A 19,472-nucleotide genomic window follows, 5' to 3' on the forward strand; every position below is an offset into this window, starting at 1 on the left:
CCCTATATCTACACACTTCCACGTACCCTCTTTCCATACACGCCCCTCTTCCCTTCTGCCCCACGGACTGGGGGCCCCCCCGTATTACGGTCCTCCGGGGTGCCCGCCCCTTTCCATCAGTCAATGAGGTGGTCAACTAGCTTGCAGGCCAGGGCACTTGAGGCGACCGGTAGTAGTCGATCCCGAGTGCGTCCCAGCGCGGGGCCTGCGCCGCGAGCCGCACCTTGTAGGTGTCCCAGTCGTGGGTCGAGGCCGGTGACCAGCCCAGTTCGGCCACCCCGGGCAGCCTGGGAAAGGCCATGTAGTCGATGTTCGCGCCGGTCACGATGGTCTCCGACCACAGCGGCGCCTCGACCCCGCGGATCGCCGAAGTGGGCACTCCGGCGAGGTAGTTGCCGGGATCCCAGTCGTAGGACCGTTTGACCTCGACCAGGCCCGCCCAGTCCTGGCCGAGCGGGGTGTCCTCGGTGTACTTCATGTCGAGGTAGACCCGGTCGGCGGGCGAGAGGATCAGCCCGGTGCCGTTCTTCGCGGCTGCGGCGACCTGGGCCTTCTCGGCGGCGTCGGTGTCGTCGAGACCCCAGTACTGGGCGAGGGCGCCCTTCACGGGGTGCGCTCCGGTGATCTGGTGCCAGGCGATCACCGTCTTGCCGTACTTGGTGACGATCGGCTGCACCCGGTCCATGAACTTGACGTAGTCCTCATGGCTGGTGGAGTGCGCCTCGTCGCCGCCGATGTGGAGATAGCGGCCTGGGGTGAGCGCGGCCAGCTCGCGGACCACGTCGTCCACGAAGTCGTAGGTGAGGTCCTTGCCGACGCAGAGCGAGCTGAAGCCGACGTCCGTGCCGGTGTAGAGCGAGGGTGCCACGCCGTCGCAGTTGAGGTCGGCGTAGGAGGCGAGGGCCGCGTTGGTGTGCCCCGGCATGTCGATCTCGGGGACGACCTCCAGGTAGCGGGAGGAGGCGTAGCGGACGATCTCCTGGTAGTCGGCCTTCGTGTAGTAGCCGCCCGCGCCACCGCCGACCTCGGTCGAGCCGCCGTAGGTCGCCAGGCGTGGCCAGGAGTCGATCGCGATGCGCCAGCCCTGGTCGTCGCTGAGGTGCAGATGCAGTTCGTTGATCTTGTAGAGCGCCAACTCGTCGATGTAGCGCTTGACTTGGGCGACCGTGAAGAAGTGCCGGGAGACGTCGAGCATCGCGCCGCGGTAGGCGTAGCGCGGGGAGTCCTCGATGGTGCCGCCCGCGATCTGCCAGGGGCCGCGCTGCACGGAGTTCTTCTCGACGGCGGCGGGCAGGAGTTGGCGCAGGGTCTGGACGCCGTGGAAGAGGCCGGCGGCGTGGGCGGCGGTGAGGGTGACGCCGGACGGGCCGCTGTCCAGGCGGTACCCCTCGGCCCCGAACGAGCCCTTGGTCAGCCTGAGTTGGATGCCGTGCCCGGCGTGTGTACTCAAGGGCAGGCGATAGCCGGTCGAGGGACGCAGGATGCCGGCGAGGTACTCGCCGATCCGGCGGGCCTCGCGCGATCCGTCGACCTGGATCGCGGTGTCGTGGGTGATGCGGTACGGGGTTTTCCCGGGTGTCACCGACGCGGGCGCCGGAACCACTCGGCCGAGCGGGGTCGCGGTCGGGGTCGCTTTCGTCACCGTTGTCGCTCCTACCGTGAAGGCGCCGACCGCCATCACGAGCAGCAGCGATCCCAGAACGCTGTGTCGTCTCACCTGCGCTCCCTTCGATTGGTAGAGACCACTCTCCCGCAGATCCGGTGAAACAATCCCCCCATGGCGGAAATCATCCAGAAGGACGGCACCTGGATCTTCGACGGCGACGCCCTGCGGCTGACTCCCGGACGGGACAAGAACGTCGGCCTGTTCCGCAGAACACTCGGTGAACTCGTCGTCCCCCTGGGGGCGTTGGCGGGCGTCTCGTTCGAACAGGGCCGGAAGACAGGGCGGCTGAGACTACGGCTGCGGGACGGCGCCGACCCGCTGCTGCACGCCACCGGCGGCCGGCTCGCCGAGAGCGACGACCCCTATCAACTGGCCGTCGAGTCGGACCGGTACGGCGTCGCCGAGTACTTCGTGGACGAGGTGCGGGGCGCCCTGCTGCTCGACGAGGTCCCGGCCGATCCGGTGGACGCGTATCTGCTGCCGGGCCCTGCCGTGCCGCTCTCCGTCTCCGCCGGGGACGGCACCGCGAGCTTCGACGGCGAGCGCGTACGGCTGGAGTGGAACTGGAAGACCGAGGACGCGAAGTCCGCCGCCGGCGCCCGCACCCTCGCCGTCACGGACCTCGTCGGCGTGGAGTGGCGTCCGTCGGCCGGCCTGGAGAACGGCTACATCCGCTTCTCGGTGCGGAACGCGCCGACCAAGGCACCGCCCAAGTACGACCCCAACTCCGTTGAGCTGTGGGGCTTCAAGAAGGACCCACTGATGGCCCTGATCGCCGCGGCCGTACAGGCCCGGCTCCCGCACCCCGCGGCCGAGACCGACGTACGGCCCGAACGTCCTTGGCCCGCGCGGGAGTTGACGGCCGCGGCGGAGGACGGCCATGACGCGCTGCTGCGGCGGCTGCGTGAACTGGGCGAGCTGCACCGGGACGGGGTGCTGACGGACGAGGAGTTCTCGATGGCCAAACAGGCGGTCCTCAAACGCATGTGAGGACCGCCTGCGGTGTGCCTACGCCCTGCCTTCGGGGCGTACCACGGGACTTACTTGGCCTTGCGGGCCACCGTGAAGCGGTCGACCTCGGCGCCGGTCTCGGCGATGCCGCGGACCGTCAGCGTGGTCGTACGGCCCCTGGAGGCGGGCTGCACGTCGACGCGCAGGAAGGAATAGTTGAGGTAGCGGACGCGCGACCAGGCGACCGTCTCGTTGACCTTGCCGTCCTTCGTGTTGATGAAGGCGGCGACGGAGTCGACCTCGTTCAGGTGACCCTCGTAGGAGTCGGGGGCGGAGAACGCGTACAGGCTGCGGCCGGCCGCGCCCGCCGTCACGTAGACGACACCCTCGGTCTCCGGGTACGCCGTGCCGCCGATCGGCAGCTTCTTGACGACCGCGTTCTTCTTGATGACGTCGGTGCGCTCGTACTGGTGGTTGTGGCCGTTGATGACCAGGTCCACCGTGTACTTCTCGAACAGCGGCACCCACTCGTTGCGCACTCCCCCCTCCGAGGAGTGCGCGGTGGAGGTGCAGTACGCGCAGTGGTGGAAGAAGACCACGACGAAGTCGATGTCCCTGGAGGCGCGGAACTTCTTGAGCTGCCCCTCCAGCCACGTGGTCTGGGTGCCGCCGGAGATGCCGAGGTTGGCCGGGATCTCGAAGGAGATGTCGTTGGCGTCCAACGAGATGATCGCCGTGTTGCCGTAGACGAAGGAGTAGACGCCCGGCAGGTTCGTCTTGTCGGGGCCGTTGTCCGGCAGGCTCCAGCGGGCGTCCTCGCCGCCGTAGCCGTTCGGCGAGTACCAGGCCTCCATGTCGTGGTTGCCGTAGGCGGGCATCCACGGCACGGACTTGGCGACCGCCTCGGTCTGGGCGAGGAACTGGTCCCAGACGCGCGAGTCGAAGCCGGTGTCGGCGGTCTTGCCCGCGCCCGCCGGGTCGGCGTACGCGATGTCGCCGGCGTGCAGGTGGAAGGCCGGGTTCTGGGCGAGCAGCAGGCTGTCGTTGGCCAGGCCGTGGTAGCCGACGCCCTCGTCGCCGAAGGCCGTGAAGGTGAACGGCACGGACCGGTCGGGGGCGGTGGTGAAGGTGCCCAGGGTGCCGAGCAGGTGGGGCTCGGCCGGGTCGAAGCCCGCGTGGCCGACGCCGTAGTAGTAGGTCCGGCCCGGGCGCAGGTGGGTCAGCTTGGCGTGCAGGTAGTACTGGGTGTGGTCGCCGCTCGCGCCGACACCGGCCGGGGTGTACAGGGTGCGCACCTCGGCCTCGATCTTGCGGGAGAGGTCCCAGGGGTGCGCGCCGATCCGGACGAACGGCTTCTTGACGTTCGTCGGGACCTGCCAGGAGACCGTGACCTCGGTGCTCGGGTCGTTGCCGAAGGCGAGGTGCCGGCCGAACGGGGAGACGAGGGCCCCGTCGACCGACTCGGTGGAGGTGGCGGTGGCCTGGGTGGGGACGGCTGCCTGGGCGACCGCGCCCGGTACGAACACGCCGCCCGCGACGGCGCCGAGGGTCACGGCACCGCCTCTGATCATCGTGCGCCGCGAGAATCTCGCGCGCAGGTACTCGTGCTGCTCCGCCATGCTCATGCTCTCGGCGAGCTCGGCGGGTACTCCCATACGAGGAATGTCCATGGCGACTGAAACTCGTCCATATGAGCAACGTGGCGCAAGACACAGGATGGACAGCTTACGAACAGAGCCCCATAAGACTTTCAACAGGCGGTTGCCCGATATCGGGCAGGATTCTTGCAAAGCCTTCCCCGGTACTCCAGGATCAACCGGGTGCACGACGAACTCGTAGATCATCTGACGCGCTCCACGACCCTCAACCGGGGCGAGGCGCTGCGGGTGATCCAGGACGTGCTCGCCTACTTCGACGAGACGACCGAGGAGTACGTCCGTCGCCGCCACCGCGAACTCCAGGCCCAGGGCCTGGTGAACGCGACGATCTTCGACCGGATCGAGGCGGACCTGAAATACCGTGCGGTGGCCCCGCCGGAGCTCACGCTCCGACAGCTGCGCCGGATTGTCTACGGCTGAGGAATACGTATATATGTGTGGAATCGTCGGGTACATCGGCAAGCGTGACGTTGCTCCGCTTCTGCTGGAGGGTCTGCAGCGGCTGGAGTACCGCGGCTACGACTCCGCGGGCATCGTCGTCACCTCGCCGAAGACGGCCGGCCTGAAGATGGTCAAGGCCAAGGGCCGGGTCCGTGACCTGGAGGCCAAGGTCCCGGCGCGCTTCAAGGGCACCACCGGAATCGCCCACACCCGCTGGGCCACGCACGGCGCCCCCTCCGACGTGAACGCGCACCCGCACCTGTCGGCCGACAGCAAGGTCGCCGTCGTCCACAACGGCATCATCGACAACGCGTCCGACCTCCGGAAGAAGCTGGAGGCCGACGGCGTCGAGTTCCTCTCCGAGACCGACACCGAGGTCCTCACCCACCTCATCGCCCGCTCCCAGGCGGAGACCCTGGAGGAGAAGGTCCGCCAGGCGCTCCGGGTGATCGAGGGGACGTACGGCATCGCCGTGCTGCACGCCGACTTCCCGGACCGGATCGTGGTGGCTCGAAACGGCTCCCCGGTGGTCCTCGGGATCGGCGAGAAGGAGATGTTCGTCGCCTCGGACATCGCCGCCCTCGTGACCCACACGCGCCAGATAGTGACGCTCGACGACGGCGAGATGGCGACCCTCAAGGCCGACGACTTCCGGACATACACGACCGAGGGCACCCGCACCACGTCCGAGCCCACCACGGTCGAGTGGGAGGCCGCCTCCTACGACATGGGCGGCCACGACACCTACATGCACAAGGAGATCTTCGAGCAGGCCGACGCCGTGGACCGCGTGCTGCGCGGCCGTATCGACGACCGCTTCTCCACCGTGCACCTCGGCGGCCTGAACCTGGACGCCCGCGAGGCCCGGCAGATCCGCCGGGTGAAGATCCTCGGCTGCGGCACCTCGTACCACGCGGGCATGATCGGCGCCCAGATGATCGAGGAGCTGGCCCGTATCCCCGCAGACGCCGAGCCGGCCTCCGAATTCCGGTACCGCAACGCGGTGGTGGACCCCGACACGCTGTACATCGCGGTCTCGCAGTCCGGTGAGACGTACGACGTGCTGGCGGCGGTCCAGGAGTTGAAGCGCAAGGGCGCGCGGGTGCTCGGCGTGGTCAACGTCGTCGGCTCGGCGATCGCGCGTGAGGCGGACGGCGGCATGTATGTGCACGCGGGCCCCGAGGTCTGTGTCGTCTCGACCAAGTGCTTCACCAACACCACAGTGGCGTTCGCCCTGTTGGCGCTGCACCTCGGCCGCACCCGTGACCTCTCGGTGCGCGACGGCAAGCGTGTCATCGAGGGTCTGCGCAAGCTGCCGGCCCAGATCTCCGCGATCCTCGAACAGGAGGAGGAGATCAAGAAGTTGGCGGCCGAGTACGCCGAGGCCCGCTCGATGCTGTTCATCGGGCGCGTCCGTGGTTACCCGGTGGCCCGCGAGGCCTCGCTGAAGCTCAAGGAGGTCTCGTACATCCACGCCGAGGCCTACCCCGCCTCGGAGTTGAAGCACGGCCCGCTGGCGCTGATCGAGCCCGCGCTGCCCACGGTCGCGATCGTCCCCGACGACGACCTCCTGGAGAAGAACCGCGCCGCCCTGGAGGAGATCAAGGCCCGCAGCGGCCGCATCCTCGCGGTGGCCCACCAGCACCAGGAGAAGGCCGACCAGACGATCGTGGTCCCCAAGAACGAGGACGAGCTGGACCCGATCCTGATGGGGATCCCGCTCCAACTCCTCGCCTACCACACGGCGTTGGCCCTGGGCCGGGACATCGACAAGCCGCGGAACCTCGCGAAGTCGGTGACGGTGGAGTAGGCAGCCCTTCCACGGACGGAGAGAACCCCCACGTGCGCCTCCTGCACGTGGGGGTTCTGTCCGCTGCCGATCAGCCGGTTGCCGTCACGCCCCGGCCCGCAGCCCGCCGCGGAAGCACCGTCGGCCAGTGGGCGAGAGCCGCCGTGGCCGCATACCAGGCGACAGCCCCGGCGGCGACACCGAACCATCCGCCGATCTTGGCCAGCCCGTCGTTGCCGGCGAACTGGGCGATGGCGAGCAGCACGAGGGAGACGAAGAACAACCCGTAGGTGCCCTGGGTGAGTTGGTCCCCGCCCGCGAGGGTCACCGAGAGGGCGACGAGGGCGAACAGGACCAGGAACAGCCCCGCCGCGTTGTCCGACACGGAGTTGCCCGCGCTGACGGCCCAGGTGAACCAGAGGGCGCCGAAGGCCGCGAAGGCCGTACCCGTCGCGGTGTCGCCCTCGCGGAAGGCGAACAGACCGGCGACGAAGAGGGCAACTCCGCCTACGTAGTGGGCGAGTGACACGGCGTCGGCCGCCGACACTCCGTTGATGACATCGGTGTACCCGAGCCCGAAGGCCAACAGGGTGATTCCCAGGGCGAGTCGGCCGACGATCGAGGTGGTGGTGCTTCCCGCGGAGACGTCATTGTCCACGGCGGGCTCCCTTCATGCATGTGCGGTTGTGCGGTGTGACCGATATATGCCCTTCACAAGGACACAAACACCTCTGCACAGCAGCGAATTCGGGAACCTGACCGGGTGTTCGACCCGCAGGTCAGGGGATGACGACGACGGGCCGCTGGGCCCGCTTGGCGAGCCGCCCGGCGACGGAGCCGAAGAGGCGTCCGACGATGCCGTGGGTCGAGCCCACCACGATCGCGTCCGCCTCGTACTCCCGCCCCACCTCTTCGAGTTCGTGGCAGATGTCGCCGCCGCGCTCGACGAGGATCCAGGACACCTCGGCGAGGTATTCGGCGCACGCCAGCTCAAGACCGAGCACCTCGGTGCGGTGATCCGGCACGTCGACGAAGACCGGTGGCTCGCAGCCCGCCCACACCGTGGTCGGCAGCCGGTTGGCGACATGCACGATGATCAGGCCCGAGCCCGAGCGATGGGCCATGCCGATCGCGTACGCGAGGGCACGCTCACTGGACGTGGAGCCGTCGAAACCGACGACCACGCCGTGCTTGAAGGCGGGGTCGCAGGAATGACGTGGCTGTTCCGCCGCCAGGGGCTCGGCCGCCGTGGGATCGGCGACGGGCCGCTTGCGGTCCGCGGGTTCGAAAGATTCGTGACCGGCCATGGGTGTCTCGGCGTTTTGATCCTCGTGGGAGGGGACGACAGGATGCGGCGGAGCTGTGTCCGGGAATCATCTTCCCAACCCCATACCCCCAAGGGTACGGCGGCACTCCTCCCGAGCCCATATCCCGCACAGGCTCCGGCGGAGTTCCCCGGAGCATGCACGAGGGGACGCCCGTAACGCAATGGTTGCTGCCCCGTACAGGCGGTTTGCACAGGATTCACTTACGTACGGGGTGCCCTACAGTGACCGACGCATCGAACAAGCGTTGAACCCGGCGAGCCGCCGCCCCCAGGGAGCACGCCATGTCCGGACACCGCACGACCTCCGAGACACACCGCAGCCCGGACACCGCGACCGACGTGGTCCGCTGGGCGGTCTTCAGTTGTGTCCTCGTCCCCCTGGTCCTCCTCTGGTACGGCACCTCGCTCGCCGGCGCCACCGGTACGGCCCTGGGCCTGGCGGCCGTCACCGCCGCCTGCCGGGTGCTGCTGCGCCGGTCCGAACAGGGCGCGGCCCGGCTGTCGGCCGAAGAACAGCCCCCGCACCGCGGGCACCGCCACCGGGCCCAGGCGGGGGCGCACAGGGGCGGTCGGCACGCCGGGGGAAGTACACCGGTCGACTGACCGGTTTCCGCGCACGCGCCCGATGCTTTTCAGCCAACTTCCGGTCACCGCGCATCTCTTGCCCCGACCACCCCCCAACCCCGGTTCCACCTGCACGGAAAGGGTCCTGGGGGCCCTGCGCACCCTACGGGGATTGGCCACTACGACGAGGCGCACTTCCCTGCACGGCCCACGAGTGCAACGCTTCGTGATCGAATGCTTCACGCCAAGTTGCCATGTCGACAATGTGCCGGTTGCCGAACTGGTCACCCCGGCACCACGGGACACAGTAGATTCGATCTTGACGTCTTACGGCGGGGGACTCGTTGCAGGACCGAGGGGAAACGTGCAGGAGCGACACAGCCGAGGAGCCGCGACCACCGAGGGGGGCTTAGCAGTATGAGCCACGACTCCACTGCCGCGCCGGAAGCCGCGGCCCGGAAGCTTTCCGGGCGACGCCGCAAGGAGATCGTCGCGGTGCTGCTGTTCAGCGGCGGTCCCATCTTCGAGAGTTCCATACCGCTGTCGGTGTTCGGAATCGACCGGCAGGACGCCGGAGTTCCGCGCTACCGCCTCCTTGTGTGTGGCGGCGAAGAGGGTCCGCTGCGCACCACCGGGGGGCTGGAACTCACCACACCGCACGGCCTGGAAGCGATCTCCCGGGCGGGCACCGTCGTCGTGCCGGCCTGGCGGTCGATCACCTCGCCACCGCCGGAGGAGGCACTCGACGCACTGCGCCGGGCGCACGAAGAGGGCGCCCGCATAGTCGGCCTGTGCACCGGCGCGTTCGTGCTGGCGGCGGCGGGCCTGCTGGACGGCCGCCCGGCGACCACCCACTGGATGTACGCGCCGACGCTGGCCAAGCGCTACCCGTCGGTGCACGTGGATCCGCGGGAACTCTTCGTCGACGACGGAGACGTACTGACGTCCGCCGGTACGGCGGCCGGAATCGATCTCTGTCTCCACATCGTGCGGACGGACCACGGCAACGAGGCGGCCGGCGCGCTCGCCCGGCGCCTGGTGGTCCCGCCGCGCCGCAGCGGCGGTCAGGAGCGCTACCTCGATCGATCTTTACCAGAGGAGATCGGCGCCGACCCGCTCGCGGAGGTCGTCGCCTGGGCGCTGGAGCACCTCCACGAACAGTTCGACGTGGAGACGCTGGCGGCACGCGCGTACATGAGCCGTCGTACGTTCGACCGCCGCTTCCGCTCGCTCACCGGGAGCGCTCCTCTGCAGTGGCTGATCACGCAGCGGGTGCTCCAGGCGCAGCGTCTGCTGGAGACGTCGGACTACTCGGTGGACGAGGTCGCGGGTCGCTGCGGCTTCCGCTCGCCGGTGGCCCTGCGCGGCCATTTCCGCCGCCAGTTGGGCTCGTCGCCCGCCGCCTACCGGGCCGCGTACCGCGCCCGCAGGCCCCAGGGCGACAAGCAGGTGGACGGCGACGGCGCCCCGGGCCAGCCCGGCGGTCCGGCAGCGCTGGGTCCGGCGGGGCTGCCGCCCGCGCTGCACCCGGAGGGTCCGGTGCCGATGCAGTCGCGGCGTGCGGCGGCGAACGCGCTGTCGTCGGCTACGGCGTCCGCGGCGCCCTCCCCCGCGGAGAACGGCCGTGAGGCGTACGCCACAAGCCGGTCGGCGGCGAGCCTGCCCAGCCAGCGCAGCGCGACATAGCAACGGGAAGGCTCCCGGAGGTTTCCGTCAGGAGATCTCCGGGGGTTTTCGCGCGCCCTCGCACGTTCCCGCACCACAAGGTCACCGCACGGTCGGCTCAGCTGAGCGGCGCGCACCTTAAGGTTAGACACATGAACGATCGCATGGTGTGGATCGACTGCGAGATGACCGGCCTCTCGCTGTCAGACGACGCTCTCATCGAGGTGGCCGCCCTCGTCACCGACTCCGAGCTGAACGTGCTCGGGGAAGGGGTGGACATCGTCATCCGCCCGCCGGACCAGGCGCTGGAGACGATGCCGGACGTAGTACGCCAGATGCACACCGCATCCGGCCTGCTCGACGAGCTGGCCGGCGGTACGACGCTCGCCGACGCCGAGGAGCTGGTCCTGGCCTACATCCGGGAGCAGGTCAAGGAGCCGGGCAAGGCCCCGCTGTGCGGCAACTCGGTCGGTACCGACCGCGGTTTCCTCCTCCGTGACATGCCGTCCCTGGAGCAGTACCTCCACTACCGCATCGTGGATGTCTCCTCGGTGAAGGAGCTGGCCCGCCGCTGGTACCCGCGGGCCTACTTCAACAGCCCCGAGAAGAAGGGCAACCACCGCGCCCTCGCCGACATCCGCGAGTCCATCGCCGAGCTGCGCTACTACCGCGAGGCGATCTTCGTCCCGCAGCCCGGCCCCGACTCCGACACGGCCCGCACGATCGCCGCGAAGCACGTCCAGCCTGCACGTTAAAGGCGTGCGCGAGCACCCCTTCGGACCCTGTACACTTTTTCTCGGCCGGTCGGTAACTCACTGAGTGAGCGACCGGGCATGGTGGGTGTAGCTCAGCTGGTAGAGCACCTGGTTGTGGTCCAGGAAGTCGCGGGTTCAAGTCCCGTCACTCACCCTGAGTAATCAGCCGGTGACTCCGGAAACGGGGTCACCGGCTGATTCGTTTCTCGGCAGAGATCGCCTCAGGTGGCAGCGCGCCACGCATCCGTGAACTCCCGTACGCCCGTGAACCGTTCGGCGGGATCGGCCCGCGTTGCCCTTTCCACGACGGTGAGTTGATGTGCCGTACCGCGCCAGGGCTGTCCGGCGTCGGCTTCGAGGAGGACGTGGGCGGTGCGGCCGAGGGCATGGACCGTCGTGCGAATGTCGATGAGGGCGCCGCGGTGCCACTCCTCGGGGGCCATGAAGCGGGCCGAACCCGGGAGGCGGTCGTCCTGGAGGACGAAGGGTCCCGGGCGGTACTCGTCGAGGTCGACGAGGTGGAGCGCGTTGGCGGAGAAGTCGTAGAGGAACGCGCCGTCGTAGAGGTCGACCGCGACCATGGCCGCCGCCTCCACCGCTAGATGCGCGTCCAGGACGCGGTCGATCGCGCGCAGTACGGAGGCGAGGGGCAGCGTGCGGAAGCGGGCGCGGGCGGGGCCGTAGAGGGACTCGCCGGGGCGCCAGGGCATGACGGTCGCCGTGTGGCCGTTCGGCATGGGGATTCGGTGCAGTTGGGGGACGATCGCCGGGTGGCGCACCGCCTGGTGGAAGGTCCAGGCTCGGTCAAGTGAGGCCTGGGCGGGGGCTGTTGTCGGCTCCTTCACGAACCGGCGCTCGCCGTCCGGGAGTTGGACGCCGTACGAGACGCATCCGGAGTCCTGGTCCCGGAAGGTGCGGAACACCTCGCCCATCGTGCGGAGGTACGACTTCATCGCCCTACTCCCGGACGGCCGCGATCGCCGTGTCGAGCAGCGCGTCCAGGGGCTGGGTGCCCTTGGACGCGGTCCACTGTTCGACGGCGACGTCCATGCAGGCCAGGGCGGCGGCGACGATGGCGTGCGCCTGGTACTCGCGGGTGGCCGCCGGGCCGGTGAGCCGGTCGACGACGGCGGGGGCGAGGAGCGCGTTCCACTCCGCGTGCTTGTGCTGCTGGGCCGCGCGCAGGGACGGGGTCGTGGCCAGCAGTGTGGTGCGGGCCAGGGCGAGGCCGCCGTCGTCCTCAAGTGCGCGCAGCGGTTCGTCGAACGCCCGCCGCAGGGCCTCCCACACCGGCTCGTCCGCCGGCCGCGCCCGCAGGGCCGCGGCGAGTTCGTGGCCCACCTGCTCCATGGACCCCACGACCATGTCCTCTTTGGTGGCGAAGTAGCGAAAGACGCTGCGCCCCGACATGCCCACGGCGGCGGCCACCTGCTCCACCGTGGTCTCTTCGAAGCCCCGCTCCATGAACAGGGCCATCGCGGCATCGGCGATCTCGGCGCGCACGGCCCGCCGGGTGGCTTCACGCAGCCCCGATCGGCGGCTCTTCGCGGTCTCCGTCCCAGTTTCCGTCACGCTACGCAGCATAGCAAGACATAACTGTCATGGCATGCATTAGTTGTCAGTCACTGACGAGTATGTCTATGGTTGACACGTCGGGGTCGAAGGCCCTGCTTTCAGTTCGAGGAGAGACGTCGTGGACATCCACAGCTATGAGGAGGGCGTTCCGTCGTGGGTCACCCTGACCACGCCGGACGCCGAGGCCGCCGGCCGTTTCTACGGCTCGCTGTTCGGCTGGGCCTACCAAGAAGGGCCGCATCCGTCCTGGACGGCTCTGCTGCACGATCGGCCGGTGGCCGCGATCACCCCCGCGCAGGGCGTCGAGCGCGCCACGTGGTCGATGCACGTGAACGTCGCCGACGCCGACAAGACGGCGGAGACGGTCGTCGCCGCGGGCGGCCGCGTACTGACACCGCCGTATGACCTCGGCACCGCAGGGCGCGCGGCCCTGTTCGCGGACCACAGCGGCACCGCGTTCGCCGTGTGGCAAGCGGGCGGCCGCCCCGGGGCCGGCGCGGTCGACGAGCCCGGCACCTTCCACCAGGGAGAGTTGATCACCGACGATGTCGAGGCCTCCGCGGCCTTCTACCACTCCGTCTTCGGATGGACACTCGGCCAACCGGAAGGCCCCCTGTCCCGCCGCGCATGGCAACTGGACGGACGAGCCGTCGGCGAACTGCTGCCCAGGCCCCCGGCCATGCCCACCGAGATCCCTCCGTACTGGGACGTCTATTTCACCGTCGGCGACACCGAGGCCACCGTCGACAGGGTCACGGCCCTCGGCGGCACCGTGCTGATGGGCGCCACCCCGCTCGCGCACGGCTCCATCGCCGTCCTCACCGACCCCGTCGGCGCGGTCTTCACCGTCAACGCGCCCACCACGTCCACGAATTGAGGAGCAGAGCCATGTCCGTCAACGGAAAAACAGGCATCGTCACCGGTGCCGGCTCCGGGCTCGGTGAGGCGGCCGCCAAGCGTCTGGCCGCCGAAGGCGCACGGATCGTCGTGGCCGACCGGAACGCGGACGCCGCCGACCGGGTGGCCAAGGAGATCCGGGCCGCCGGCCACGAGGCCACCCCGTTCGTCGTCGACGTCTCGGTGTTCGAGGACGCCGAGCGGCTGGTCGCGTTCGCGGTCTCCACCTACGGCCGGCTCGACTTCGCGTTCAACAACGCCGGCATCACCCCACGGCTCGTCGACACCCACGAGATCGAGCCGCAGGACTGGCTCGACGTCATCCGCGTCAACCTCACCGGCACCTTCTTCTGCGTGAAGGCGGAACTGGCCCACTTCGTGGCGCACGGTGGCGGCGCGATCGTCAACATGGCGTCCACCGCCGGGGTCATGGCCCACGCCGGACGTGCCGCGTACTCGGCGTCCAAGCACGGCATCGTCGGTCTGACCCGCTCGGCCGCCGTCGAATACGCCCGGCGCGGCATCCGGATCAACGCGGTCGCCCCCGGCCCCATCGACACACCCTCCGCCCAGGGACTGCCCCCCGAGCTGCTCGCCCAGATCGCGGCCAAGACGGCGATGAACCGGCCCGGCACCATGGAAGAGGTCGCGGGCGTGGTCACCTTCCTGCTCTCCGACGACGCGGCCTTCGTCACCGGATCGGTGTACGAGGTCAACGGCGGCCAGACCCAGCTCTGAGCTGCCACCCCGCACGGCGCCGCCCGCCAGAGGGACCGGATGTTCCGGATTCCCCTCCGACGGGCGGCGCCGTTTCTACTGGAGTGCGCCCCCGCTGACCAGCAGGCTCTGTCCGCTGACCCAGGCCGCGAGAGGGGAAGCGACGTACTCGGCGGCGTCCGCGACGTCGTCGACCGTGCCCATCCGGCGGCCGATGCGCCCGGGCCGGGCGACGAACCGCCGTACGGGATGGTCGGGATCGGGCTCGGTGAAGACGCCCGCGCCCTCGATCGCGGTCGGCAGGATCGTGTTGACGGTCACGCCCCGGTCCGCCAGCTCCTGGGCGAGGACCTGTACGGCGTAGCGGGGCGCGGTCTTGCTCGATCCGTAGAGCCCCTCGCCGGGGACCGGCACGGTCGTCGTACTCGAACCGACGTAGATGATCCTGCCGTTGTCCACGACGTGCCGGGCGGCCGCCTGGAGCGTGAAGAAGGTGCCCTTGGTGTTGATCGCGAAGAGCCGGTCGAACTGTGCCTCCGTGATGTCGACGAAGTTGACGCCGATCAGCTCCACGCCCGCGTTGGCGACGACGATGTCGATCTGCCCGAACCGGGCGGTGGCCTCGGCGAAGAGGTGCTCGATGCCGGTGGTCTCGGAGACGTCCGCCCGTACGGTGATCGCCTGTGCGCCGATCCGCTCGATCTCCGTGGCGGTGGCCTCCGCCCCGGCCCGGTCGGAGGAGTAGTTGACCACGATGTTCGCGCCGAGGCTCGCGTAGCGCAGGGCGATCGCCCGGCCGATGCCTCTCGCGGACCCGGTGATCACAGCGGTCCTGCCCGTGAGGTCTGTCATGATCAGATGCCCTGTCCGCCGGAGATCTCGACGCGCTGCGCGGTGACCCAGCGGTTCGCGTCCGAGAGCAGCGCGGCGAGGGCGGCGCCGATGTCGTCGGGCTCGCCCACGCGGCCCAGTGCGACCTGCGCGGTGAGATACGCCCGGACCTGCTCGTTGTGCATCATGCCGCCGCCGAAGTCAGTCGCGGTCGCTCCGGGGGCGATGGTGTTGACGCGGATACCGCGTGCGCCGAGTTCCTTGGCCTGGTAGCGGGTGAGGACCTCGACCGCGCCCTTGACCGCGCCGTAGGCGGCATGGCCCGGGACGATGATGCGTGTCAGCCCGCTGGACACGTTCACCACGGCGCCGCCGTCGGCGAGTTGCGGCAGCAGGGTCTGGGTGAGGAAGAAGACGCCCTTGAGGTGGACGTTCACCAGCTCGTCGAAGTCCTTCTCGGTGGTCGCCGCGAACGGGGCCTCCAGGTCATGACCGGCGTTGTTGACCAGGAAGTCGAAGGTCGTCCTGGACCAGCGGCCCTTGAGTTCGGCGCCCAGCCGCGCGGCGAAGTCGGCGAAGGAACTCACCACGCCGGTGTCGAGGCGCAGGGCGACCGCCGACCGGCTCCGTTCGGCGACGGCCGCCACGACGTCCTCCGCCTCGGCCCGGTTGTTCCGGTAGGTCACGACGACGTCGACACCGGCCTCGGCCAGGTGCAGGGCGTGCGCCCGCCCCAGCCCGCGGTTGGCCCCGGTGACGAGGGCGATCTTCTGGTTGGCGCTCATGGTGGTTCCTCCATGGATACGGACGGTGAGTCCTGCTGGTTGCTCCACCAGTTGGCGCGCCGCCCGCGACCGCATCCAGTGCCCGCTTGTCCACTGTCCGGCGATCCCAGGCTGTACCGGGGTGCCCTCAGCCTGGGATCGGCGGACAGTGGCTACGGATCGCCGGCCACGGCACAGTGTTCGTATGGATCAGACGGGATTGGCCACGTTCCTTCGCAGACGCAGAGAGGCGCTGCAACCGGCCGACGTGGGTTTTCCCCAGGGGCAAAGGCGTCGTACGCCGGGGCTGCGGCGCGAAGAGGTGGCCGTGCTGTGCCAGATGTCCACCGACTACTACAGCCGCCTCGAACGCGGGCGCGGGCCCCAGCCGTCCGAACAGATGCTTGCCTCGATCGCCCGCGGGCTGCGGTTCACCCTCGACGAGCGCGACCACCTGTTCGTGCTGGCCGGGCACAACGCACCGGCCCGCGCGACCCGTGACGACCATGTCAACGCGGGCATGATGCGCATCCTCGACCGGCTCCAGGACACACCGGCCCAGGTCGTCACCGGCATCGGCGAAACGCTCGTCCAGACGCCCCTCGCCGTGGCCTTGCTCGGTGACCAGACCCGCTTCACCGGACCGGCCCGCAGCATCGTCCACCGCTGGTTCACCGACCCGGACGAGCGCGGAGGCTATGCGCCGGAGGAACACGCGACGCACAGCCGTATCTACGTGGCGCAGCTCCGCACCGTCGCGTCACGCGAGGGAAGCGGCTCGCGCGCCGCCGCTCTCGCCCGCCAACTCCGCGCCGAGAGCGCCGAGTTCGCGGAGCTGTGGGACGCCCACGAGGTCGGCGTCACCTACACCAACCGCAAACGGATCATCCACCCCGAGGTCGGACCGATCTCCCTGTACTGCCAGACCCTCGTCGACCCCGACCAGTCCCAGTTCCTGCTGGTGTTCACGGCGACACCCGGCACGGAGGACTACGAGAAACTCCAACTGCTGTCGGTCATAGGGAACCAGCGGCTGGCGACCTAGCCTCCAAGAACCCTAGGACGACGCCCGCGTCACCAACTCCGTTGCCAGTACCGCCTGTCGGCGCTCAAGCCCCCGGGAGGTGGCCGGGCGGCGGTCCGCGATCTCGGCCAGGAGGAGGTCGATCATCGCGCGGCCCATCTCCTCGATGGGCTGGCGGACGCTGGTCAGCGGCGGGTCCATGTGGCGGGCGATGGCCGAGTCGTCGTAGCCGACGAGGGCCACGTCGTCCGGGATACGGCGGCCCTCCTCGCGGAGGACCTGGCGGGCGCCCGCCGCCATGACGTCCGAGCCGGCGAAGACCGCGTCGACGTCGGGGCGGCGTGCAAGGAGTTCCTTCATCGCCCGGCGGCCGCCCTCCTCGGTGAAGTCCCCCGGCTGGATGAGGTGTTCGTCCAGTTCCTGCCCGGCGTCGAGCAGTGCCTCGCGGTAGCCGTCGACGCGGCGCTGGGCGCCGTACACGTCGAGGCGGCCGGTGATGTGGGCGATGCGCGTGCGGCCCCGGGACAGCAGGTGTTCCACCGCCGAGCGGGCGCCGCCGTAGTTGTCGGAGTCGACGGAGGTCAGGGTCTCGGCGGCGGAGCGCGGGCCGCTGATCACCGCGGGGATCTCCAACTGCGCGAGCAGGTCCGGGAGCGGGTCGTCGGCGTGGACCGAGACCAGCAGGACGCCGTCGACCCGGTGCGCGGCCAAGTACTGGGCCAGGCGCTGCCGTTCGCGGTCGCTGCCGGCGAAGATCAGCAGCAACTGCATCTCGGTCTCCGACAGTTCGGAACCGACGCCCTTGAGCATGTCCGAGAAGTACGGCTCCGCGAAGAAGCGGGTCTCCGGCTCGGGGACGACGAGGGCGATGGCGTCGGTGCGGTTCGCGGCGAGGGCGCGGGCCGCCGTGTTCGGGACGTAACCGAGCTCGGCGACCGCCGCCTCGACGGCCGCGCGGGTCGCGTCGCTGACCCTCGGCGAACCGTTGATCACCCGGGAGACCGTGCCGCGGCCCACACCGGCGCGCGCCGCGACCTCCTCCAAGGTCGGCCGGCCACCGCTCCGGCTCCGCGCTCCGTGGCTTGCCATCGGCTCCGCCTCCTGTCGACCCACCCGTTGGCCTGGAATGTAACAGTCCTGATCAGGGAAGAGGGGCGCGCGGAGCCCCGCCTCCGACCTGATCCCCGCCTCCCGCACAGTTAGCTAACAGACGAATAACTGAACGCATCTCTCCGCGCCCACTCCCTTGACACCCCCTCCCGAACCGACGACTCTTCAACACATCACCGATGGGAGCGCTCCCACGGTACCTGACACATACACATCCCGCACGTTCCCCGCCCGAGCCGCAGCGTGAACTAACGGGCCCAACAATGCAGTTGGCCGGGGGGTCGGCACGTCAGGCAACAGGAGGACGCAATGCGCACGAGTACCCGACGGTCCCATCGGCTGATGGCCCTGGCGGCCGTCGCCGCGCTGACCACAGGGGTGCTGGCCGGCTGCTCCAGTGACTCGAACGACACTTCGTCGAACTCGAGCGGCGGCGGCAACTCCAAGGGCAAGACCACGCTGACCGTCGGTACCTTCGGCGTCTTCGGCTACAAGCAGGCCGGTCTGTACGACGAGTACATGAAGCTCCACCCGAACATCACCATCAAGGAGGACGTCACCACCCGTACCGACGTGTACTGGCCGAAGGTCCTCACCCGGCTCCAGGCCGGTTCGGGCACCGACGACATCCAGGCCATCGAGGTCGGCAACATCACCGAGGCGGTCCAGACGCAGGCCGGCAAGTTCGTCGACCTCGGCAAGGAGGTCGACAAGTCCCAGTGGCTGGACTGGAAGAACGCCCAGGCCACCACCAAGGACGGCAAGCAGATAGGCCTCGGCACCGACACCGGCCCGATGGCGATCTGCTACCGCAAGGACCTCTTCAAGAAGGCCGGTCTGCCCACCGACCGCACCCAGCTCGCCAACCTCTGGAAGGGCGACTGGTCGAAGTACGTCGACGTCGGCAAGGACTACATGAAGAAGGCGCCCAAGGGCACCAAGTTCGTGGACTCCGCGTCCTCCGTCTACAACGCGGCCCTCGGCGGCGAGAGCGAGCGGTACTACGACAAGGACGGCAACGTCGCCTGGGACAAGTCGGCCGGTGTGAAGGACGCCTGGAACGACGCGATGACGGTGGCGACCACCAATATGTCCGCCAAGCTGAAGCAGTTCGACCCGACCTGGGACCAGGGCTTCGCCAAAGCGAGCTTCGCGACCGTGGCCTGCCCCGCCTGGATGATCGGCTACATCGAGCAGAAGTCGGGCGCGGCCGGAAAGGGCAACTGGGACGTGGCGGCGGCGCCGACCGCGGCCAACTGGGGCGGTTCCTTCCTCGGCGTGCCGACGGCGACCAAGCACCAGGCCGACGCCGTGGCCCTGGCGAAGTGGCTGACCGCCCCCGAGCAGCAGGCGAAGGTCTTCGCCAAGCAGGCCAGCTTCCCGTCGACCCCGGCGGCGTACGCGACGCTGAAGCCGGCCGCCGACACCACGGCCTACTTCTCGAACGCGCCGATCACCCAGATCTTCTCCGACTCGGCGAAGACCATCCCGGTGCAGGTCTTCGGCATCAAGGACCAGCCGATCAACACCGCGATCACTGATGTCGGCATCCTCCAGGTGGAGCAGAAGGGCAAGACCCCGGACCAGGGATGGAGCGCCGCCACCAAGGAGATCAAGGACGTGCTCGGGCAGTGAGCAGCTCCAAGGAGGCCCTCGCACACCCTGCGCCGGGCTCCGGCGCCGGGGGGGGGGGGCTGCCCCCCCCGCCCCGCCGCGACTTTCACCCACAACAAAACAC

General features: G+C 69.3%; 19 protein-coding genes and 1 tRNA gene. 11 read left to right on the plus strand and 9 right to left on the minus strand.

The window, feature by feature from the left end; genetic code table 11:
* Positions 1-136: 136 nt before the first annotated feature.
* The gene (locus ABZT04_RS44620; protein WP_356066132.1) at positions 137-1,678 is read right to left on the minus strand and encodes a beta-N-acetylhexosaminidase; all 1,542 of its coding nucleotides are present in this window, start codon (positions 1,676-1,678) and stop codon (positions 137-139) included.
* A gap of 99 nt (positions 1,679-1,777) precedes the next feature.
* Here ABZT04_RS44620 and ABZT04_RS44625 point away from each other — a divergent pair, with 99 nt between their 5' ends.
* The gene (locus ABZT04_RS44625; RefSeq protein WP_356066086.1) at positions 1,778-2,656 is read left to right on the plus strand and encodes a DUF4429 domain-containing protein; all 879 of its coding nucleotides are present in this window, start codon (positions 1,778-1,780) and stop codon (positions 2,654-2,656) included.
* A 50-nt stretch (positions 2,657-2,706) separates the two neighbouring features.
* On the opposite strand, the gene ABZT04_RS44630 is transcribed toward ABZT04_RS44625, so the two are convergent.
* Positions 2,707-4,272: a metallophosphoesterase family protein gene (locus ABZT04_RS44630; protein WP_356066089.1), complete on the minus strand. Its 1,566-nt coding sequence runs from the start codon at positions 4,270-4,272 to the stop codon at positions 2,707-2,709.
* A gap of 165 nt (positions 4,273-4,437) precedes the next feature.
* On the opposite strand from ABZT04_RS44630, the gene ABZT04_RS44635 reads away from it, so the two are divergent.
* Together ABZT04_RS44635 and glmS are read left to right on the plus strand one after the other, a co-directional pair.
* On the plus strand, positions 4,438-4,695 hold the full coding sequence (locus tag ABZT04_RS44635) for a hypothetical protein (protein WP_266768966.1): 258 nt from the start codon (positions 4,438-4,440) through the stop codon (positions 4,693-4,695).
* Positions 4,696-4,708: 13 nt separating this feature from the next.
* Complete coding sequence (glmS, locus tag ABZT04_RS44640; RefSeq protein WP_356066092.1) at positions 4,709-6,526, plus strand: glutamine--fructose-6-phosphate transaminase (isomerizing); 1,818 nt, start codon at positions 4,709-4,711, stop codon at positions 6,524-6,526.
* A 70-nt stretch (positions 6,527-6,596) separates the two neighbouring features.
* On the opposite strand, the gene ABZT04_RS44645 is transcribed toward glmS, so the two are convergent.
* Complete coding sequence (locus ABZT04_RS44645) at positions 6,597-7,163, minus strand: GPR1/FUN34/YaaH family transporter (RefSeq protein ID WP_356066094.1); 567 nt, start codon at positions 7,161-7,163, stop codon at positions 6,597-6,599.
* A gap of 121 nt (positions 7,164-7,284) precedes the next feature.
* Positions 7,285-7,812 (minus strand): universal stress protein, encoded by a 528-nt coding sequence (locus ABZT04_RS44650; RefSeq protein ID WP_356066097.1) that lies wholly within the window; start codon positions 7,810-7,812, stop codon positions 7,285-7,287.
* A gap of 302 nt (positions 7,813-8,114) precedes the next feature.
* On the opposite strand from ABZT04_RS44650, the gene ABZT04_RS44655 reads away from it, so the two are divergent.
* The 4 genes from ABZT04_RS44655 to ABZT04_RS44670 all read left to right on the plus strand — a co-directional run bounded on the left by ABZT04_RS44655 (position 8,115) and on the right by ABZT04_RS44670 (position 10,970).
* Positions 8,115-8,435 carry a hypothetical protein gene (locus ABZT04_RS44655; RefSeq protein ID WP_356066099.1) on the plus strand — a complete coding sequence of 107 codons (321 nt, stop codon included), beginning with the start codon at positions 8,115-8,117 and terminating at the stop codon, positions 8,433-8,435.
* A 378-nt stretch (positions 8,436-8,813) separates the two neighbouring features.
* The gene (locus ABZT04_RS44660; protein ID WP_356066102.1) at positions 8,814-10,082 is read left to right on the plus strand and encodes a helix-turn-helix domain-containing protein; all 1,269 of its coding nucleotides are present in this window, start codon (positions 8,814-8,816) and stop codon (positions 10,080-10,082) included.
* A gap of 131 nt (positions 10,083-10,213) precedes the next feature.
* Entirely contained in the window at positions 10,214-10,816 is a 603-nt protein-coding gene (gene orn, locus ABZT04_RS44665; RefSeq protein WP_356066105.1) for an oligoribonuclease, read from the plus strand.
* Between the two features lie 81 nt (positions 10,817-10,897).
* Positions 10,898-10,970 (plus strand) — tRNA-His (locus ABZT04_RS44670).
* Between the two features lie 67 nt (positions 10,971-11,037).
* Here the strand turns inward: ABZT04_RS44670 and ABZT04_RS44675 are convergent.
* Positions 11,038-11,769, minus strand: coding sequence for a serine/threonine protein kinase (locus ABZT04_RS44675; RefSeq protein WP_356066108.1), 732 nt, complete (start codon positions 11,767-11,769; stop codon positions 11,038-11,040).
* Between the two features lie 4 nt (positions 11,770-11,773).
* Complete coding sequence (locus ABZT04_RS44680; RefSeq protein WP_356066111.1) at positions 11,774-12,388, minus strand: TetR family transcriptional regulator; 615 nt, start codon at positions 12,386-12,388, stop codon at positions 11,774-11,776.
* 121 nt (positions 12,389-12,509) lie between these two features.
* Between ABZT04_RS44680 and ABZT04_RS44685 the strand changes: the two genes are divergently transcribed.
* Together ABZT04_RS44685 and ABZT04_RS44690 are read left to right on the plus strand one after the other, a co-directional pair.
* Complete coding sequence (locus ABZT04_RS44685; RefSeq protein ID WP_356066114.1) at positions 12,510-13,268, plus strand: VOC family protein; 759 nt, start codon at positions 12,510-12,512, stop codon at positions 13,266-13,268.
* A gap of 11 nt (positions 13,269-13,279) precedes the next feature.
* Positions 13,280-14,026, plus strand: coding sequence for an SDR family NAD(P)-dependent oxidoreductase (locus ABZT04_RS44690; RefSeq protein ID WP_356066116.1), 747 nt, complete (start codon positions 13,280-13,282; stop codon positions 14,024-14,026).
* A 75-nt stretch (positions 14,027-14,101) separates the two neighbouring features.
* Here ABZT04_RS44690 and ABZT04_RS44695 read toward each other — a convergent pair whose 3' ends face one another.
* Positions 14,102-14,857, minus strand: a complete 756-nt coding sequence (locus ABZT04_RS44695; protein ID WP_356066118.1) for an SDR family oxidoreductase — start codon at positions 14,855-14,857, stop codon at positions 14,102-14,104.
* A gap of 2 nt (positions 14,858-14,859) precedes the next feature.
* On the minus strand, positions 14,860-15,621 hold the full coding sequence (locus tag ABZT04_RS44700; RefSeq protein WP_356066121.1) for an SDR family oxidoreductase: 762 nt from the start codon (positions 15,619-15,621) through the stop codon (positions 14,860-14,862).
* Between the two features lie 184 nt (positions 15,622-15,805).
* On the opposite strand from ABZT04_RS44700, the gene ABZT04_RS44705 reads away from it, so the two are divergent.
* Positions 15,806-16,645, plus strand: a complete 840-nt coding sequence (locus ABZT04_RS44705; protein ID WP_356066124.1) for a helix-turn-helix transcriptional regulator — start codon at positions 15,806-15,808, stop codon at positions 16,643-16,645.
* A 12-nt stretch (positions 16,646-16,657) separates the two neighbouring features.
* On the opposite strand, the gene ABZT04_RS44710 is transcribed toward ABZT04_RS44705, so the two are convergent.
* Positions 16,658-17,713, minus strand: a complete 1,056-nt coding sequence (locus ABZT04_RS44710; RefSeq protein ID WP_356066126.1) for a LacI family DNA-binding transcriptional regulator — start codon at positions 17,711-17,713, stop codon at positions 16,658-16,660.
* A 330-nt stretch (positions 17,714-18,043) separates the two neighbouring features.
* Between ABZT04_RS44710 and ABZT04_RS44715 the strand changes: the two genes are divergently transcribed.
* Positions 18,044-19,369, plus strand: a complete 1,326-nt coding sequence (locus ABZT04_RS44715) for an ABC transporter substrate-binding protein (protein WP_356066129.1) — start codon at positions 18,044-18,046, stop codon at positions 19,367-19,369.
* Positions 19,370-19,472: the final 103 nt, after the last annotated feature.

Origin of the sequence: Streptomyces sp. NPDC005492, assembly GCF_040605995.1 — a bacterium.
Classification (GTDB): domain Bacteria; phylum Actinomycetota; class Actinomycetes; order Streptomycetales; family Streptomycetaceae; genus Streptomyces.

Excerpts from the sequence above, each read along its gene's own strand:
- ABZT04_RS44620 (WP_356066132.1), bottom strand. The coding sequence starts at position 1,678 with ATGGCGGTCGGCGCCTTCACGGTAGGAGCGACAACGGTGACGAAAGCG.
- ABZT04_RS44625 (WP_356066086.1), top strand. The coding sequence starts at position 1,778 with ATGGCGGAAATCATCCAGAAGGACGGCACCTGGATCTTCGACGGCGAC.
- ABZT04_RS44630 (WP_356066089.1), bottom strand. The coding sequence starts at position 4,272 with ATGGGAGTACCCGCCGAGCTCGCCGAGAGCATGAGCATGGCGGAGCAG.
- glmS (WP_356066092.1), top strand. The coding sequence starts at position 4,709 with ATGTGTGGAATCGTCGGGTACATCGGCAAGCGTGACGTTGCTCCGCTT.
- ABZT04_RS44650 (WP_356066097.1), bottom strand. The coding sequence starts at position 7,812 with ATGGCCGGTCACGAATCTTTCGAACCCGCGGACCGCAAGCGGCCCGTC.
- ABZT04_RS44655 (WP_356066099.1), top strand. The coding sequence starts at position 8,115 with ATGTCCGGACACCGCACGACCTCCGAGACACACCGCAGCCCGGACACC.
- ABZT04_RS44660 (WP_356066102.1), top strand. The coding sequence starts at position 8,814 with ATGAGCCACGACTCCACTGCCGCGCCGGAAGCCGCGGCCCGGAAGCTT.
- orn (WP_356066105.1), top strand. The coding sequence starts at position 10,214 with ATGAACGATCGCATGGTGTGGATCGACTGCGAGATGACCGGCCTCTCG.
- ABZT04_RS44675 (WP_356066108.1), bottom strand. The coding sequence starts at position 11,769 with ATGAAGTCGTACCTCCGCACGATGGGCGAGGTGTTCCGCACCTTCCGG.
- ABZT04_RS44690 (WP_356066116.1), top strand. The coding sequence starts at position 13,280 with ATGTCCGTCAACGGAAAAACAGGCATCGTCACCGGTGCCGGCTCCGGG.
- ABZT04_RS44695 (WP_356066118.1), bottom strand. The coding sequence starts at position 14,857 with ATGACAGACCTCACGGGCAGGACCGCTGTGATCACCGGGTCCGCGAGA.
- ABZT04_RS44700 (WP_356066121.1), bottom strand. The coding sequence starts at position 15,621 with ATGAGCGCCAACCAGAAGATCGCCCTCGTCACCGGGGCCAACCGCGGG.
- ABZT04_RS44705 (WP_356066124.1), top strand. The coding sequence starts at position 15,806 with ATGGATCAGACGGGATTGGCCACGTTCCTTCGCAGACGCAGAGAGGCG.
- ABZT04_RS44710 (WP_356066126.1), bottom strand. The coding sequence starts at position 17,713 with ATGGCAAGCCACGGAGCGCGGAGCCGGAGCGGTGGCCGGCCGACCTTG.
- ABZT04_RS44715 (WP_356066129.1), top strand. The coding sequence starts at position 18,044 with ATGCGCACGAGTACCCGACGGTCCCATCGGCTGATGGCCCTGGCGGCC.